Consider the following 17,563-nt stretch of genomic DNA (forward strand, 5'->3'; position numbering starts at 1 on the left):
TCACTCTTCCTTAGAAATCGTAAGCAAGGGCGAGTGCACCACCGATGTCATATGACTTTGCATTGCCAGCACCAGCCGTCTTGTTTTTCACCCAGTCGAAACGGCCTTCGAGAACCACTCGAGCACCGTCAGCAACTGCATAACCACCACCAAGTGAAAGTTCAGCACTGGTTCCTTCAAAGCCAGTAAGGACTGGAACACCGCCGCCAGCGATATCACGTTGTTCTGTGTAGGCACCGCTGAACGTTCCATCCCATACATCATTGAACATATAATGAAGGTTCAAGAGACCTGCGAACACTTCTTGATGTGGGATAGCAGCAGCACCTGTTTTGGAATCACGACGGAAAAGTCCTTCGCCACCAAAAGCAAACGACTCTGTGATCCACCAATTCCAGTCAACATCGCCAGCATAGGTCCAACGGGACAATTTCTTCTGTCCGTTTTCTGGACCACCGAAGGCGCTGAAACCAAAGGTCGATTCATGACCTTCTTCACCCCAGTTGTATCCGAGACGGAATCCACCTGAAGGAATATCCACCACAGCTTTCTGCGTATCAGCAACAAGTGAGTTACTGATGTAGAAATGGAAGTCTACTGCATCGGTGAATGCATAGTAGAGTTTTCCACCTGTGATGCTCACAGGACGAAGACCTGCGCGAAGCAACTGAGTATTTGATAAGAGATGATTATCGACCACATCGCGCGCTTCAAACCCATGAGGTGCATCCATACGACCGATGGCAACTTCGATACCATTACCGGCCGGAATGTTGAATGTTCCATAGGCTTGTTCAAGACCAAGAACGCCCTGACCAGCTGCTTGTGGAGCTGCTGCTGAACCAGTACCACTCCCTGAAACTGGACGTGTAAAATCGAGATCAGCACGAAAACGAATGTTTTCACCGAACGATTTCATCAAATCCAATTCGACTGAATCCACAAAGAACGTGAAACGATCATTTTTACCACCAGGGACTGCGCCAGCAGCGCCGGCACCATTGTATTTTCCAAGGACGCCGTAGGTGGAGCCAGCATCTCCGTTTGCTGAAATAGCTGCAGCTGGGTGTGCATTGGTCATTTGATGCTGCCAACCAAATCCGCTCACAACATTTCCGGAAGCTTCAAAACCACCGGCAACGTATTTTTCTTCGGCTTGGGCTGAATATTGAATCCCAAATACTGCAACCACAAGCGCGAGGATGAAGTGTAATTTTTTCATTATATTCCTCTCCTTTTTCTCGAAATAAAAAAGCAGAACGATTTCTGCTCTTACACGTGCTGAGATGTCGGATAAGTGACTTCTTCCACCGGAAGGTCATCTTTTGGAGAGTTGCACCCCCTTTCCTGACCAGATTTCCGTTTGGGTTCTAAAAGTAAGATGATAAAGAACGAAAAACTTGCGTGTTTTTATACTCGTGTTTTTTTCTCTGTCAACTCTTCGTAACAACTTACTGATTTTGCATCACTTTCCTTTTTTAACGTGCACACACATTAAAGTTTTTCTTTTCATTTCACAAGAATCTTCTTGAATGTTACATGGAAGTTGATAACGCTTTGAATAAATGGAACAAAATAAAAAAAATGAACTGATTCTTGTGGTCGACGATGAACCCGAGGTTCATACGGTTCTGGGAAAGATGCTTCAGAAAGAGGGATATCACATCGAACATGCGTATAATGGAGACGAAACTTTTCGTCTGATCGAAGAAAAAAAACCTGATTTAATTATTTTGGATATTATGATGCCAAAAATTTCGGGGATCGAAGTCTGCAACAAACTTCGTTCGCAGGAGTCAACAAAAAACATTTTAATTCTCATAGTTTCAGCACGAGATGCTCAAGCAGATCGTTTAGAAGGCTTGACCCATGGCGCTGATGAATATGTCTCCAAACCCTTTCATCTCAAATCTCTCGTCCGAAAAATTGAACACATGATTGAAAAGAGGAAGCGAGAGAAATTTGAGCAAGAGCTGAGGCCATAACCAAACTGGTGAAGATTTTCTCGCAGGGGGCCTTTGACTGAGGCGCGTCGATGCAGTTTGATAAATCGCGCCGACGGAAACAGAAGACGCGAGGAGCGTAACCGAAGCGTCTGTACCCCGAGAGAAAATATGAGCCAGTTTGTATTTATTTCACTTCAACTGATAATGAAACACAGACTGCAGCACCTCGAGGAAGGCTACTGACCCCAAGAATATTTCGAGAGTGCTCCCCAACCTTTCCAAAAATTTGTCGAAGAAGATCACTCGCTCCGTCAAAAACTTTTTCGTGATCCTGAAAATCAGCGCCTGAAACAATGAATCCATCCAGATGAAGAAATTGTTTGAGCTTATTAAGGGTCCTGAGATGAGCTTGAAGAATGCCGAGACTTGAAAGCAGTGCGGCTCTGGCTCCAAGTCGCGCGGTATCGAGACGAAGGTCAACGCCGACTCTCCCTTTGGCAATGAGTTTTCCTTCTGCAAAAGGAAATGTTTGAGGGAGAAACAATATTTTCCCTATACGATGAAACGGTACGATTCCGAGAGGAGAAGAAATGGGTTCTGGAAGATCGATATAGAGCTCTTGAAGTTTGGCATCAAAATCCATGGTTATTCTTTCGAAGCGCCTTTCCGCGGTTTATATAAAAAGAGAAACACAAGAAGTGGAGATCCTTTGAGACTTCGATAGGTATGAATTTCTTCTTGGGCAAAAAATTGTCGCATCGATTCATCCAAAAAAGACTCGCGAAGATCCACTACCCGAAGTCCAACATGTTTACAAAGACGATAATAATCGGTGAGACCCGTAATGGGAGAAGCAAGGTCACGTAATCTTTTTTCACCACGCGACGCATAAGGCCCATACGGATGAAAATCGATCAACACTCCTTGACCTCCAGGCCGAAGGACCCTTTCAATTTCTTTCAGGTGTTTTTGCACATCCCCTTGTGAGCTTGTCGCAAATCGAGCAGCAACATAATCGAAACGTTCGGAAGAAAAAGGTAACATCGAGGCAAGTCCTCGAATGAAAAATCCGCGAGAAACGTCTCCTTGTTTCAGCGATTCGCGTTGTTGATACTGCAGTCCGACAACGCGTTTGGCGCCAAGTTGTAAAAATCGTGGTAAAAATCGTGCTGGGCCTTCTGAAATTTCGAGCACATATTTTTCAGAAAGAGCGGGTATCGTATGGGTGAGAATTTTTTCTTCTCCGACTTCGAGAAGTTTCACGGTTCGCTCGGAGGAGAGTTGACTCTCAAGCGCAAGCAAGGGTTGCACTCCTCCTCGGGTTTCAACACGCACTTTTGCTTTTGCAAACAAGCGAATACCTCGCTCAATTGCAGTTCCGAAAAGAATCATACATCGTCGCAAACCGTGTTCGAAGGAATCAGACATAGAAGAAAGCGTAGCGAAAAGAGAGAAGCACCACAACTTCTTTATCACGCTGAAGCTGATTTCGAGCGTAAGCGGATTGTCCGTCTTGACGAGAAAATCAAAACGGGTATGAATCGCTGCATGAAACTTCAGATTTCGACAACAGAACTTCACAAGGCAGATGTTGATCTCCTCGCTCTTGGATGTTTCGAAGCCTCCTCTTCCGAATCCATAACCCTTCAACGTCACGATGGCGGAGTGTTGTTGAACCGTCTTTTGGATCAACACCTGGAAACATCTCTTCATGCACAAGGTTTTTTGGGAAAACTCGGAACCACCCGACTCTTTCCGACACTTGGAAAAATAAAAGCTCCTTCCATTTTAGTTCTTGGACTCGGTCCCAAAGAAAAATTCTCCATCCGAACGTTGAAACAGATCGGAGCAAAACTCGTGCGTGAAAGTGAAAAAATTCGCGCTCGTTCTCTTGCACTTGTCATCCAAGAACAAAACATCAATGGCTTTCATCCTGGAAGACGACTTTCCTCACTGATCGAAGGAATGATCTTAGGACATTATCGTTTCGAAACGTACAAAACGAAAAAAGAAATTTCATCGTTGAAAGAAATTTCTTTTTTAACTCCTCATCTTTCCGCTTCCCTACAACAAGCACTTCTCGAAGGAGAAGCTCTCGGGAAAGGAATGTGTTTTGCGCGGGATCTTATTAATGCTCCCGCAAATATATTGACACCCGAAGCATTTGTGACTGAAGCCATGAACATGGCAAAAGCGCATGGCATTGCCTGCACAGTTCTTACCGAAAAAGAGATCAAACAGGAAAAAATGGGGGCTCTTCTCGCGGTTGCAAGAGGGAGTGAACATCCGCCTCGATTTCTTCATCTTCGTTATCGTCCGAAAACAAAATCACGCATGAGCATTGCGCTCGTCGGAAAAGGAATTACTTTTGATACCGGAGGCATTTCCCTCAAAGAAGTTCAGGGCATGGAAAAGATGAAGTATGATGTCGGTGGTGCGGCAACTATTTTGGGTGCACTTCAAGCAATTTCCGTATTGAAAGCGCCGGTTGCGGTCGATGCTTACATCCCCCTTGCTGAAAACATGCCGGATGGAAAAGCCTTTCGACCCGGAGATATTCTGACAACACGCAGTGGGAAAACAGTGGAAATCATGACGACCGACGCTGAAGGACGACTCATTCTCGCCGACGCTCTTTCATACGCGACAGATCGGAAACCCGATTACATGATTGATCTCGGCACACTCACCGGAGCTGCTGTCCAAGCACTGGGCTCCTTGTATGCAGGACTTTTTGGAAATGATGAAAAACTTCTGAAGAAACTGACGCAGAGTGCACAAGCAATAGGAGAATATGTGCATGTCATGCCACTGGAAGAAGAATATTTAAAAAGTCTGACCTCTGGTCCCGCAGACTTACGCAATAAAGGGAGCGCACCGCAAATGACAACGTGCGCACTTTTCTTGCAACAATTTGTCGGAAATACAAAATGGGCTCATATTGATATGGCACCCTGCTGCGTTTCTGATGAAGAGACTTCCCTCGTTCAAAAAAACATGGCAACCGGAGCGATGGTTTCCACCCTCACCCATTTTCTTTGTTCATTTTAATTAAATTCGTTTTTTGGAAGAGGCTAACGACGAAGAAGATGATGGTGTGGTTCTCCCCTCATTTATCAGCGCAAGTTCTCGTTTGAGATCTAAAGGATCGCGCAAAAACTCATCAAATTTCTTCGGTTCATTTTTCGGACGCACGTGGTCAAAAACCTGACAGTTCTCCCCATTGAGGCAAGACGTATAAACAGATGTACGTGGAATAGCAGACATAAACCCTTTCCTCTCCATCTTTATTATCGCCATCATTATATGCAGAAGTTGCGGAGAAGGGAGAAATTTTATAACTCATTGAAATTAAATGTGAATTAAACAACAACTTCTCCTCTCGCATTGCCGATAATGAAATGAGCCTCATCATGGAGAATCTATGGGCGATGTCAAGCCATTGTTATCTTTAAAACAACCAGCAGAAGTTGATCGTGCTCTTCTTCAACTCGCCTCTGTTGTGGATGATCAAAACATACTTCAGGAAGTCGATATTCAGGCAGCTTTATTCGTTCCTCACCATCCTCTGCATGAAAAAGTGATTGCTTCCTTTCAACTTGATTCCCTGAAACCACTTGCGCTTCAATTTGAACAGATTGAAAAACTTCTGGAAAAAAGACGCGAACGAGCAGAAACGCTTTCGAGTCTTGAAAAACATTTTGCGTCACTAAAGGAGCCAAATCTTCAATCGATACTTCAAGCTTGGGTCGATTATTATGACGAACAGGACATCCCTCCATCTCAACTTTTGGAATATGTGAAATCACCTTCCATTCAATCTCATACGTTACAGGGACAAATATATGGCATGGCAGTGTATGCTCTCACTGATGTCGCTGTTGAAAAAAAGCATACAGAGTCCTCAAAAGGAAATAGTTTAAAAGATGCGTTACGTCGAGGCATTGTGAAAGTGGCATTGTATACTCCAGATTCCAACACAAAGGCAGGAGAGACAGCCTATTACGATCCTTCAGGAGATAGTTTTTTCTTCAATACAGAAGTACATTCCTTTCAAAAACTCTTTCCAGAAAATGCGCAATTTCAGAACGTCGTCTTTCATGAATCTGAACATGCTCTGCAGGATTCTCAACGATCATCACACTCTTATGTCGATGGAGAAATAGACGCTTACCTACAAGCAGAAATGGTGGGTTTTGCTCAAAAAGGATGGGAAAATGTTAAGGAACAGGAACTCATTCAAACACGAGACACACTCAAGCATGCGCACCGTCAAAGGGTAGAAAGATTATTTACAGCCCTCTCTCGAACTGACACGCAACATTTAACGGACAAAGAAATTAGAGACTGGTTTATAGATGTTGCAGATGAATCAAACTATGCTCTCGAAATACCTCTTCTTGCTTTTTATAAATACCATCGTCATTCCTCCTATGTCTCACTTCGAGAACAAGCCCGAAGCGCTTACGTAAAATACAACTTTCTTGTTAATCTGAGGATGCAAATAAATACCATAGTTTCAAATCCACAATGGAAAAGAATGACACCGCATATAGCGGCTTTACTTAAGGATCAATTTTTTGATAAAAATCTTTTGCCCCTTCATCCTTCACAAATAAGTGTCATGCAAACACTGACCAATACGGATCTTATTCGAATTGGAAAAAATCTTCCGGAATCGAACTATATGAGTATAGACCAAAGTCACCATTATTATTTCGGCTTTGCTTTTACATTCCTTGCTCTTTGTGAAGCTGATCCCGATATTGCCTACCGTTATCTCCATGAAAATCTTTTCCCCATACTTTATGGAAAATATTATGATTGGGATGTTCCAAAAGAGAAGACGGCTTGGAATGGATGGGGTCCCTCATAAGTCTATTGCCAACCCCTCTTTTTGCTGACAAGACCCATTTCTATGAAAGGAACTTTTATCACCTTTGAAGGCATTGAAGGCTCGGGGAAATCGACCCACCTTGAACTCGCAGGCCAAGCTCTTGCTGCTCGGAAATATGATGTTCTGTTAACACGCGAACCTGGTGGAACGCCTGTCGGCGATTCTCTTCGCCGGATTTTACTTGATCCACAGAATCACAATATGGATCCCACAACAGAACTTTTCCTGTATGCAGCAGCACGACGGCAACATATTGCACAAGTGATTGGACCTGCACTGAAACGAGAAAAAATTATTTTATGCGATCGTTATGTCGATGCAACAACCGCATATCAGGGAAGCGCACGCGATCTTCCCGAAAAACTTCTCCGCGAACTCAACCATATTGCCACCGAAGGTCTCATGCCATCACTTACGCTGCTCTTTGATTGCACGGTTGAGGTAGGATTAACACGTGCAAGAAAACGAAATCAGCAGGAAACCCTGAAAGGGCAAGATCGATTTGAACGAGAAGCGTTCTCATTTCATGAAAAAGTTCGAAGTCGCTATCTCTCGCTCGCGAAAGCAGATCCCCAGCGAATTAAAATCATTGATACCACACACCAAAACGTGCACGACATTCATGCCATCGTGATGAAGGAAATTCTTGCCCATGTGGGAACGCATTCTCGGACATAAACAGCAGCTCGCGCTGCTTCAAAAAACGCTTGCAGAAAATATCTTTCCTCATGCCTCTCTTTTTGCAGGGCCACGTGGGGTTGGAAAATTTCTCACGGCAACCATCACCGCTTCAGCATTGTTCTGCATGCAGGAAACAAAACCTTGTGGAACATGCCTTGCTTGTCGAAAAATTGCAGAAAAAAATCATCCTGATGTTTTTTTTCTTGTTGCTGAAAATGAAACCGTCAAGATTGATCAGATTCGCACGCTTACGAGCAGCCTCCATTATCATCCTCTTGAGGGAGAATATAAACTCGTTCTTATTGATGACGCCGACTGTATGACAGAAGGAGCAGCCAATGCTCTTCTCAAAACCCTCGAAGAACCTCCTCCAAATACACATTTCATTTTAGTTTCAGCTCATCCACATCGAGTCCTTCCTACCATTCGTTCGCGATGCCAACGTGTTTCGTTTCAGCCCCTCTCTCCTTCGATCATCGAACAGTTTTTGCAAGAGACTCAAAACTATAATTCTGAAGAAGCGAAACGTATCGCTCGCCTTTCACAAGGGAGTCTCGGTTTAGCGCTTCAACTGACACCACCTTTGATTGCGGATACGCTCGATCGATTTGCTTTCTTGGTTCATCAAGGAAACGCAGCCGATGTCATGGCCACAAGTGAAGAGTGGTCACGAGCCGAAGAGAAAACTCCCCTTCTGCTGGAGATCCTTTCTCTCTGGTATCATGAGCAATTTCTTCTTCATCCAGAGCGTCGAAAATATGAAGAGGGGTTTTTTCATATTCACCGGGCAAAACGCGCATTGGAAACAACCGCAAATAAACAGTTGCTGTTCGAGCAGCTCTTGTTTAGCTTGACGACCTTATGACACTTCCAGCTCAAAAACAGGAATCTTCTCTTTATCATGTGGGCATTCAATATCGGATTGCGAGCACGATTTTTCAGGCAGCGACACGCGATGCCACCCTTCGTCTGGGAGAACGGGTCAGCAGCGGTGAAGGACGAAATATGCAGTTAGCAACTATTATTACGACGCCTACAGAACATTCTCCTCAAGATACAAACCTTCCCACTGTTCGCCGTGCAACAGCGCAAGAAATTGAGCATGAAAACGTACGACGCGAACAAGCGCTTCTTCATTTCAATACCTGTAAGGAAAAAATTAAAGAGCGCGCACTTCCGATGAAACTCACGGATGCGGAAATTACCGAAGGTGAAAGCAAAATTATTTTTACTTTTTCCGCAGAAGACCGTGTCGATTTTAGAAGCTTTGTCAAAGAACTTTCAAATTTACTTCGACTCCGAGTTGAAATGCGTCACATCGGTTCTCGGGACGAAGCCAAGTATCGAGGCTGTTTAGGAGCATGCGGCCAAGTCACCACATGTTGCTCTACTTTCTTACGCCAATTTCGTTCTATCTCCATCGGCATGGCAAAAGTACAGGGGCTCGCTCCCAATCCACAAAAACTGACAGGACTCTGTGGAAAATTAAAATGTTGTCTCTCCTACGAAAGCGAGCTCTATGCTGAGAGTCGCAAAGGTCTTTTGAAACTTGGCAATGTTGTCCACTCGCCAAAAGGAGTGGGAAGAATTTTTAGTATCGACATTCTTCGACATGTCTACAGTATCAAACTGGATGAGGGTGGAGTCGAACGATTTCGTGTCGATGAGTGCACAAAGCTTTCGCATACTGAGGTAACGGAACGGGACGAACGTTTTGAACAAAAGCATAAAGGCGAACGTGAACGAACTGATGAAAGTCGAAAACATTCCGAAATGAAACAGTCATTGATTCGTAGCGCACGCGAACGGCAAAAAGTTCAGGATCGCATAGAAAGCTCGACCTCTTCAAATACTCCAGCCGAAAAATCTCGAAGACATCGAGGAAGAAGACATGCCCCGCAAAAGTCGTAAAACCTTCTATATCACAACCGCCATTGATTATGTGAACAGTATCCCCCACATCGGAACGGCGTATGAAAAAATTGGTGCTGATGTACTTGCACGATGGCACCGTTTATGTGGCGACGAGGTCCATTTCCAAATGGGAAATGATGAACATTCCATTAATGTGCAACGTGCCGCAGAGAAAGCAGCTCTCACTCCAAAGCAGTACTGCGATCAGATGCGTGTGAAGTTTGAAGGAGTGTGGAAAAAATTGAATATTTCCTATGATGGATTTATCCAAACTTCAGAAAAACATCATGAACAGGGAGTACAAAAACTTTTTCAGAAAATTTTTGAGAATGGAGATATTTATAAAAAACCCTATGAAGGCTGGTACTGCGAATCATGTGAAGCCTTCTATACTGAAAAAGATATTGTTGATGGAATGTGTCCGAATCACAAAACCAAACCAAAATGGCTCAAAGAGGAAAATTATTTTTTTAAACTTTCAAACTACACAAAACCTCTTTTAAAACATATTGAAAACCATCCCGAATTCGTTCAGCCAGAAATGCGCCGCAACGAGATTCTTTCTCTCTTGCGAGAAGGGCTGGAAGATATTTCTGTTTCCCGTTCAACCTTTGATTGGGGCATTCAACTTCCCAATGATCCGAAGCACGTCGTCTATGTCTGGTTTGACGCCTTAATAAACTACATTACAGCAGTTGGTTATGGCTCCGAAGAAACAGAAAAAAAGCGCAGCTTCAAGAAATGGTGGCCTCAAGACGGTCAAGTTAAAAGTGAACAACCCTATGTCATGCACGTTATCGGAAAAGACATCACTCGCTTTCACTGCGTGATTTGGCCAGCGATGCTCATGAGCGCTGAAATTGAACTTCCTCAAAACGTCTTTGGTCACGGCTTTGTTTCGTTCAAGGGTGAAAAGATGAGCAAAAGTTTAGGAAATGTCGTTACACCCCTTGATGTCATCGACAAATATGGCGCTGATCCTCTTCGCTACTATCTTTTACGTGAAGGAAGTTTTGGTCACGACAGTGATTTCACATGGGAGAATTTTATCAATCGCTATAACGGCGATCTTGCAAATGGATTGGGGAATTTGGTGAGCAGAACGATTGGAATGGTCATAAAATTCCAAAATGGAAAAGTTTCTCTTCCCGATTCGATCAGAAAAGATGAACAACAATTTCATCAAACAATCGGAAATCTTCCGATGCGCGCGCAAGCACAAATTGATTCTGACAATTTAGCAAACAAAGGCGATATTCAGTTCCATATTGCTCTTCAAATGATCTGGTACGCAATGTCAGAAACTGATAAGTACATTAATGATCAAAAACCTTGGGTGCTTGCTAAAGAAGGTAAAACAACTGAAGTAAATATTGTTCTTTACCATGTTCTCGATAGTTTGCGGATGATCACTCCACTTCTTTTTCCATTTATGCCAACGACGGCTGAAAAAATATGGAGCGCGCTTGGTTTCGCCGAACAGGAGTCGATTCAGCAGGCATTCACAAACAAACCAAATTATGAGTGGGGACAATTTCAAAGAACTCTCGTAAAAAATGAGGCGGCGCTCTTCCCACGAATTGAGGACGAGACAGCGGCGAAGAGCTTGTCAAGCGCCGCTGTGCAGACCATCATCAGCACGGACCAACTGGACCGCGCGCGTGATGGTCAAGCAGACAGGCGCGACAACACAAAAGCGAATACCGAAATGAAAGGACCACAGATGGAACTCATCGATATAACCGATTTTGCAAAAATCGATCTCCGCGTGGCAGAAATTCTGACGGCTGAAAAAATTGAGGGGGCTGATCGACTTTTAAAACTTCGAGTCTCTTTTGGAAACGAAGAACGACAAATCGTGGCAGGAATTGCGCAGTATTATCAACCAACCGACCTCATCGGAAAAAAAATTGTGATTGTTGCCAACTTGAAACCAGCGAAGCTGCGCGGCATCGAATCCCAAGGGATGCTTCTTGCGGCATCTGATGATCAAACCGTTTCCATTCTCACACCTTTTAAAGAAGTTACGGTTGGATCAAAGGTGAAGTGACATCCATATTTTCCGTTTAATCGAGCGCAACCTTATACTGAATGCCTGCCTGCGAACGATATCCGGAAGGAATAATTGCTCCCTCCCAGGAAATCCCAATTCCTTGCAACCATCGATTGCTTCCTCCCAACAATAATCCCATACGAACAAAACCATCAGGAACAAGACGATGCATTTGAGGAAGGGGAAGTAGAGCTGGATATTCATTGGCATCTAGTACCGTTGGAAGTTGTCCTAAAGAAACACCACCAGCCAATGTCACATGTTCAAATAGATTTAATGAGAGAGCCATAGAAACACCAACACCAACATCATTGTCAAAAACCGGCCCTGCTATTGCACTGCGTTCTGGTTCATTCAGATTATTAAAAAGTTGGGTTCGTTTCACTTCATGATGCAAAAAAGAAAAAGAAATACCTCCTTCAAGAGCAAGAAAAAAAGAAGCATCGTCAATCAAACGATATTCCAAGCTTTCCGTAAGACGCAATCCCTGACCACTTGCTTCGTCAATAAAGAATCGAGTATCAGTTAAACTCGGATATTTTCTTTCGAAGACAGTATTCAAATAATCGACTCGGGTGGTAAACGCAAAATTTGTCATGACAAACCTCCTCTGTCAAAGATGCTCACCTTTTTATTATCGTTCATCGAGAGAAACTGTTGCTTGTACAAGAAAAAAACTATCATTTGTATTGTTGAAATTTCATCAATTGTACTGCAAAACTTACAACCATTTGGATTCAAAGGGAAATTGAAGAGGTTTTAAAATGACAAATCATCAATATCGGGAATACTGTCTTCTTTTGGCGGAGTGGTGTCCGCCGGACGCGGACGTGGTTTTGAGGGAGCTGGTTTGGAAAAACCGTGACGGTGAAGAGAGAGATCATTACTGTTACTCTGTACCACTTCGATACGACGACGCGATTGTTTTTCCCATTTCTTGAGCGCTTTTTCGAGAAGAGGTTGATTCATCGACCACAGCAGCGAATGCTCTCCCTCTAAATGAGTTTCTGAAAAAAGACGATAGCCAATGGAAAAAGTTTGAAATCCTGTTTCATCAGGTCCACCCCACGCCACAAACGTTGCTGGTTCCTGGATTTGAACTCGAACAGGAAAATCGGGATTAAAATCGGTACGCAAAAAACCGACAATATTCAGATTGAGCCGCAGAACCCACATCGGTTCTTTCAGTCCTTTCAGAATAAGCATGAGCTCATCCAAAAATGTCATTTGATTGAGATTGGCGCGATTGATTTGTTGTTTTCCATTGTACGTTGAAATCTCGAGATTATCTGGAACCACAATTCCAAAAAAAGAACGAAGAAAATTAAAAACTTGTTCGAAGAACCAGACGTTGCTTTCTTCGGGATTCATTCGTGTAAAATCAACATTGGCATTAAATCCCCAACTCCCTACAACGTGCTGACGTTTTGTCGATTCATTCAAAAAATCATCAAGCCCCGTTGGAATGTTTACTTTACGTTCCATTATGAGAGCTCATAGTGAAGTTCATGTTGTGGCCAAAGAATACGAGCAAAGACTTTGCGTCCACTTTCTGCGGCAAGATATCCCCAACAAAAGGCTAAGCGTTCGAGCTGAACATCAGGAGTTGTTTTTTCTGATCGACCCAAAATAATTTCCGAGACATCCAGTTCATACGCCACTTTTGCAATGGCAAAACTAGGATCGGTTGCCGGAACAAGAATCGGGATGACATGCGTTCCAAAACGTTCCGCAAGTTTCACGACATTCGACATGAGTTCCCGATCTCGCTCGCGCAGCGCTTGTTCTTTTTCAAATTCTAACTCACCACCTTCAGCCATGGAAAGACGATCAACCGTAAAGACAATGATATCCATTGTTTGCGGATCAATACGCTCCAAGGTTTTGCGAAGAGCATACAAATTGTGCGGATCTCTTGCGGCAACCAAAATTCTTTTTTCATGAATACATCCACAGGATGCAGGTGTAATGGTTTTCTCAAAACGAATATTCACCGGTTCAAAATGTCCTTTTTCATCTTCGCGATGTCGCTGCATGCGTTCGGAAATCATGAGAACGGTAAAAAAGAAAACGACAAATGAAACACCCCATGTGGTAGCAATGGTTTTGGTAAAGAAATTTGTGGCACCAATCACAAAAAGGACAACGACCATAAATAAAAGAGTGAGCGGAATTTCAACAGAACCAATACGTATATTACCGGGAACTTTCCATTCACGCGGCGATTTATCTTTAAAACGAAGAATGGCAACCGCAAGCGTTTGAGTCACAAAACTCCAAATGACACCGAAGGCGTATGCTTCACCGAGAAGATAAACATCCCCACGACATAAAAGCACGGCAATGATCTGAGCAATCACAATCGTCAAAAAAATACGATGGGTCGTCCCGTAACGGGGATGAAGACGGCGAAACCAATCCGCGAGCACTCCATCTTCGGCAACGCTATTCAGAACTCCGTTCGCTCCCACAAAGGCCGTGTTACAAGCGCCGGCTAAAATAAGAGCGCCAACAACAACTACAACTCCCTGAAAAATAAGTTTCGGCAAAATAGGACCTGCGAGATACATGGTTAACCCTGACATCAGGTTGTCATAATACTGTGGTCGGACATCGTCAGGAATAATCATCACCGCAAAAAAAGAACAAACAGCCGTAAAACAAAAACTCGTGATAAAAATAATGACCGCGGCTCTTTTCATGTTTTTCAATTTTGGCTTTGCAATCTCGCGATAGACTTGAGCAAGGGTCTCTTCACCACTCATGGCAAGAACGGAGTGGCTGATGGCAATAATAATTCCGATAGCACCGATACTTCGCATCCAATCGAATCCTTGAAGCCATCCCAATTTTTCAGAATGAATTTCAGGCATAAAGGGGGGAAGTGGTTGAGGATGCAAAATAAGAGTAATAACGCTCCAGGCAATTAACGTCACCACCATCACTGTGGTCATATACATAATGCGAAGGGCTTTCTCGCTCGATTCATGAATGCCAATAACGTTCTTGCGCCAAAAATAGAGGAGAATACTGATAGAAATAAACATGGCAGTAATGTTGGTCGGTAAAACAAAATTAATTTCATTATGTGCTAAAAGGTCATTGAGAAAACCTGCAAGATATTGACCGGCAGCAACCGAACTAATAGGTCCAGTCAAAATAAAATCGAAAATGAGAGCTGAGACTGCAAGTTTCGCAAGTGTTCCTCCCATGGCCGCTTTTACCACACGATACACACCGGCACGAACAAACATTCCACACGATTCAATATACGTTGCCCGTACAAAGTTGGCAAAAATCATAATGATCGCAATAAACCAGGGAGCCGCCTTCCCCACCGATTGCTCGACAATGCCGCCGATATAATATGCCGTTGATGCTAGATCGCAGAGCACAATGGCAGCTGCTCGCCAATAGGAAATAAAAGACAACATCCCGGTCGTTAAAATAACGGCCGTCGTCGCCTTCCGGTATGGGGCCATCTGGTCATTCATGACAGAAAGTTATTCTTTCTCAATTTGACGTTCACGCTTTTGAATTGCAGAAAAAATTTGATCTGGTTTGGTCATGTGCGAAATCTTTGCAACGAAATCGGGATCTGAAAAAACAGCAGCGATTCGCGCCAAAAGCTTGAGATGTTTTCCAAACTCTTTCTCTTCTGTCGAAGAAAAGAAAAGACAAAAAACATGAGCCGTCAGAGAACTCGGATCTCCTGCATCCATAATTCCTTCAGGTGCAATTCCAGCAATCATCGTAATATCTGAAACTTCGGGAACGCGAGCATGAGGAACAGCAACTCCCATCGGTAAAAAGGTTGAGGAACACGCTTCCCGTTCTTCAATCGCATGAAGAAGGCTTTTGGGATTTGCAATGCCTGTGCGTTTGGAAAGTTCTGTTACTAACTCTTCGAGAACTTCTAATTTTGTCGTGGCCTTAAGAGGAACGACAATAGACTCAGGCGTCATGTAATGAGACAACTGCATATGGTATTTTTTCGCTCGTGCGAATCTAAGGACTGCTCAAAGCCTTCGACTTTGCTGCGCGACCAAGCAAGCTTGGCCTTGCATTTCGCGACTCGCTAGCATGGGGGTCCTAGTGTGTCACGAAAAAACTCTCCCGCATTGATCTTACTTGAAAATGTCATCTATCTCTCCAGCCACTTCTTCCTCTTCGATCTCTTGAGAAATGGAGAGTTCTTTCATAATCAGCGTTCTGGCGGTATCAAGCATTTTTCGTTCGCCGAAGGAGAGTTCTTTATCAAACCGAAGAAGCATCAGATCCCGAAGCACTTCCGCAATTTCATAAATCGAGCCGGTTTTGATTTTATCCATGTATTCACGATAACGACGATTCCACGTCTGTTCACAAATGGAAATATCTCGTTCTCGTAAAATTTCATACACAATGCCGACTTCACTCCCCTTTATCACTTCTCGCAAACCGACATTTCGAACATTGCCGGTAGGAACCATAATTGTCATGCCAGTATCGAGAATTTTCAAAATATAAAACTTTTGCTTATTTCCCGCAATTTCCCGCGTCTCAATGGAATGAACACGACCAACCCCATGAGCCGGATAAACCGCCATATCTCCAACTTTAAACTCTCGATTCAGTAGTGATCTTACTTCTTGTGCCTTACTCATTTGACCCCTCCAATTTCTGGCTTTTTGTGTGAGGACAACACGTTAAAAAGGTTGAAAATTCAACTACTTCATCTCTCTTTTCCTTTCACTGTGGTTCCAGCGTATATCACAGCCCCCCACAAGCGTCAACGCAACGTATCGTTTTTTAAAATGTTTTTATCTATCAAACCTCAATGTTCATTTCTCTGACCTGCCGCTTTATCTTTTTTCATTCTCCATCGGAAAATGAAGATGTTTTTAAAAAAATGACATCAAGCTCTTGCCTTCTCAAACAAATTCGTTCACTAAGCACGAAACACTTTCCGCGCAGGACAGCATCAAAGGGCAGGTAGCTCAGTCGGTAGAGCAGAGGACTGAAAATCCTCGTGTCGGGGGTTCAATTCCCTCCCTGCCCACAAAACTTGGCGTCAGCCAAGTTTCCCGAAGAACGTGAACGAAAACTGACGCCAAGTTCGTTCTTCGTTATTTCGTTCTTCAATTTTTCGGAGATCTTGCGAAGGTGAGTCCCTAACTCTCCTTTCTCAAGCTTCCGAAACAAAAAGGCGGAGGAGCTTTCGGCTCCCCCGCCTTTTTATGTCTGCATCTTTGTTTTCGATGCGTGTCTCACATCCTTAGTATCGGCACGCTTTTCGATTTGTTGCTCTCTATTTCACTAAATTTAATTTTTCCGCCATCTTCATCATGGCAGCAGCAGCATTGTCTTCGATGAGTTCGTTATATTCTGATTGATCAAAGAGACTCCAAATTTCTTCATCAGTCATTTCATTTAAATCAAAATCGACAGAGCGATACGCCACATTCCCCGTCGCTTCGCGCGTCACTTGATTTGCAAAAAGATTTCGATTGCGGTCGAGTCGTTCTCGAAATTTCGGATGACTCATAATCGGAACTTTATGTTCGATAAAATACTCAACGACTTTAATGAGATCTTCTCGTGTCCATTTTTTCTTTGTCATAAGAACCCCCTTATACAAGCTTCTGACTTGAATCATCTCGCAAAATAAGCCCTTGATCAGCAGCATCGCAATATACTTGTTCAAACATCCCATCCATAAAGAGTGAAAACGCGTCCGCAACCCTTCCATCTTTCAACATTGTTGTAACGATGTGAGCAAAACTCATTGCGCGATCTTGGGCAGTCCATTTTTTGGCAGTATTCCAAAGGCCTGAGGTCTGAAACCCTGTTCGCGTTTTATCAGCAAATTGTGCTCGTTGATCTGGAGAAAGTTCTGATACAGCAACCTCTCCCGTTTTCGTCTCTGAAATGTTTCCAACCCCATCTTGAGAAAGATCGAAATCTTCAAAAGGTTTCCCGGCTAAAATATCTCTTGAGGTTTTCACCGGATCAAATTTTCCAGCACTCCACATAGAACCTCCTTTTGCTTCACTTAAAGCTAGTGCAAATAACTTGCCAAAAAAAAGATCG

Annotated in this window: 18 protein-coding genes and 1 tRNA gene; 8 read left to right on the top strand and 11 right to left on the bottom strand. The window is 43.5% G+C overall.

What is annotated here, in order from left to right; genetic code table 11:
* Nucleotides 1-10 precede the first annotated feature (10 nt).
* Entirely contained in the window at nucleotides 11-1,222 is a 1,212-nt protein-coding gene (locus tag A3C46_04740; GenBank protein OGQ22765.1) for a hypothetical protein, read from the bottom strand.
* Between the two features lie 343 nt (nucleotides 1,223-1,565).
* Here A3C46_04740 and A3C46_04745 point away from each other — a divergent pair, with 343 nt between their 5' ends.
* On the top strand, nucleotides 1,566-1,985 hold the full coding sequence (locus A3C46_04745) for a hypothetical protein (protein OGQ22766.1): 420 nt from the start codon (nucleotides 1,566-1,568) through the stop codon (nucleotides 1,983-1,985).
* Nucleotides 1,986-2,130: 145 nt separating this feature from the next.
* On the opposite strand, the gene A3C46_04750 is transcribed toward A3C46_04745, so the two are convergent.
* Both A3C46_04750 and A3C46_04755 read right to left on the bottom strand, forming a co-directional pair.
* A complete protein-coding gene (locus tag A3C46_04750) occupies nucleotides 2,131-2,589 on the bottom strand; it encodes a hypothetical protein (GenBank protein OGQ22767.1) in 459 nt (152 codons plus the stop codon).
* A 2-nt stretch (nucleotides 2,590-2,591) separates the two neighbouring features.
* A complete protein-coding gene (locus A3C46_04755; protein OGQ22768.1) occupies nucleotides 2,592-3,527 on the bottom strand; it encodes a hypothetical protein in 936 nt (311 codons plus the stop codon).
* Here A3C46_04755 and A3C46_04760 point away from each other — a divergent pair.
* The gene (locus A3C46_04760; GenBank protein ID OGQ22769.1) at nucleotides 3,495-4,997 is read left to right on the top strand and encodes a hypothetical protein; all 1,503 of its coding nucleotides are present in this window, start codon (nucleotides 3,495-3,497) and stop codon (nucleotides 4,995-4,997) included. The genes A3C46_04755 and A3C46_04760 overlap by 33 nt on opposite strands.
* Here the strand turns inward: A3C46_04760 and A3C46_04765 are convergent, their stop codons facing one another.
* A complete protein-coding gene (locus tag A3C46_04765; GenBank protein OGQ22770.1) occupies nucleotides 4,998-5,213 on the bottom strand; it encodes a hypothetical protein in 216 nt (71 codons plus the stop codon). It lies immediately after the preceding gene.
* Nucleotides 5,214-5,370: 157 nt separating this feature from the next.
* Between A3C46_04765 and A3C46_04770 the strand changes: the two genes are divergently transcribed.
* Genes A3C46_04770 through A3C46_04790 form a run of 5 tightly spaced genes read left to right on the top strand, consistent with a single transcriptional unit; the run spans nucleotide 5,371 to nucleotide 11,488 of the window.
* Nucleotides 5,371-6,822: a hypothetical protein gene (locus tag A3C46_04770; GenBank protein OGQ22771.1), complete on the top strand. Its 1,452-nt coding sequence runs from the start codon at nucleotides 5,371-5,373 to the stop codon at nucleotides 6,820-6,822.
* A 42-nt stretch (nucleotides 6,823-6,864) separates the two neighbouring features.
* Nucleotides 6,865-7,521: a dTMP kinase gene (locus A3C46_04775; GenBank protein OGQ22772.1), complete on the top strand. Its 657-nt coding sequence runs from the start codon at nucleotides 6,865-6,867 to the stop codon at nucleotides 7,519-7,521.
* On the top strand, nucleotides 7,496-8,389 hold the full coding sequence (locus A3C46_04780; GenBank protein OGQ22773.1) for a DNA polymerase III subunit delta': 894 nt from the start codon (nucleotides 7,496-7,498) through the stop codon (nucleotides 8,387-8,389). The genes A3C46_04775 and A3C46_04780 overlap by 26 nt, the downstream gene beginning before the upstream one ends.
* The gene (locus A3C46_04785) at nucleotides 8,386-9,435 is read left to right on the top strand and encodes a hypothetical protein (protein OGQ22774.1); all 1,050 of its coding nucleotides are present in this window, start codon (nucleotides 8,386-8,388) and stop codon (nucleotides 9,433-9,435) included. The genes A3C46_04780 and A3C46_04785 overlap by 4 nt, the downstream gene beginning before the upstream one ends.
* Nucleotides 9,416-11,488, top strand: coding sequence for a hypothetical protein (locus A3C46_04790; GenBank protein OGQ22775.1), 2,073 nt, complete (start codon nucleotides 9,416-9,418; stop codon nucleotides 11,486-11,488). Before A3C46_04785 ends, A3C46_04790 begins: the two co-directional genes overlap by 20 nt.
* A 16-nt stretch (nucleotides 11,489-11,504) precedes the next feature.
* Here the strand turns inward: A3C46_04790 and A3C46_04795 are convergent, their stop codons facing one another.
* From A3C46_04795 to A3C46_04815, 5 genes are all read right to left on the bottom strand, one after another.
* The gene (locus tag A3C46_04795; GenBank protein ID OGQ22776.1) at nucleotides 11,505-12,089 is read right to left on the bottom strand and encodes a hypothetical protein; all 585 of its coding nucleotides are present in this window, start codon (nucleotides 12,087-12,089) and stop codon (nucleotides 11,505-11,507) included.
* Nucleotides 12,090-12,250: 161 nt separating this feature from the next.
* On the bottom strand, nucleotides 12,251-12,976 hold the full coding sequence (locus A3C46_04800) for a hypothetical protein (GenBank protein OGQ22777.1): 726 nt from the start codon (nucleotides 12,974-12,976) through the stop codon (nucleotides 12,251-12,253).
* Nucleotides 12,976-14,973: a hypothetical protein gene (locus tag A3C46_04805; GenBank protein ID OGQ22778.1), complete on the bottom strand. Its 1,998-nt coding sequence runs from the start codon at nucleotides 14,971-14,973 to the stop codon at nucleotides 12,976-12,978. The genes A3C46_04800 and A3C46_04805 overlap by 1 nt, the downstream gene beginning before the upstream one ends.
* Nucleotides 14,974-14,994: 21 nt before the next feature.
* Complete coding sequence (locus A3C46_04810; GenBank protein ID OGQ22779.1) at nucleotides 14,995-15,474, bottom strand: hypothetical protein; 480 nt, start codon at nucleotides 15,472-15,474, stop codon at nucleotides 14,995-14,997.
* A 144-nt stretch (nucleotides 15,475-15,618) separates the two neighbouring features.
* On the bottom strand, nucleotides 15,619-16,137 hold the full coding sequence (locus A3C46_04815; protein ID OGQ22780.1) for a CarD family transcriptional regulator: 519 nt from the start codon (nucleotides 16,135-16,137) through the stop codon (nucleotides 15,619-15,621).
* A gap of 322 nt (nucleotides 16,138-16,459) precedes the next feature.
* Between A3C46_04815 and A3C46_04820 the strand changes: the two genes are divergently transcribed.
* A tRNA-Phe gene (locus A3C46_04820) sits at nucleotides 16,460-16,535 on the top strand.
* Nucleotides 16,536-16,781: 246 nt separating this feature from the next.
* Here A3C46_04820 and A3C46_04825 read toward each other — a convergent pair.
* Nucleotides 16,782-17,093: a hypothetical protein gene (locus A3C46_04825; protein OGQ22781.1), complete on the bottom strand. Its 312-nt coding sequence runs from the start codon at nucleotides 17,091-17,093 to the stop codon at nucleotides 16,782-16,784.
* 10 nt (nucleotides 17,094-17,103) lie between these two features.
* Nucleotides 17,104-17,505 (bottom strand): hypothetical protein, encoded by a 402-nt coding sequence (locus A3C46_04830; protein OGQ22782.1) that lies wholly within the window; start codon nucleotides 17,503-17,505, stop codon nucleotides 17,104-17,106.
* Between the last annotated feature and the right edge of the window lie 58 nt (nucleotides 17,506-17,563).

The sequence above is a fragment of the Deltaproteobacteria bacterium RIFCSPHIGHO2_02_FULL_44_16 genome, assembly GCA_001798185.1.
Lineage (GTDB): Bacteria > UBA10199 > UBA10199 > 2-02-FULL-44-16 > 2-02-FULL-44-16 > 2-02-FULL-44-16.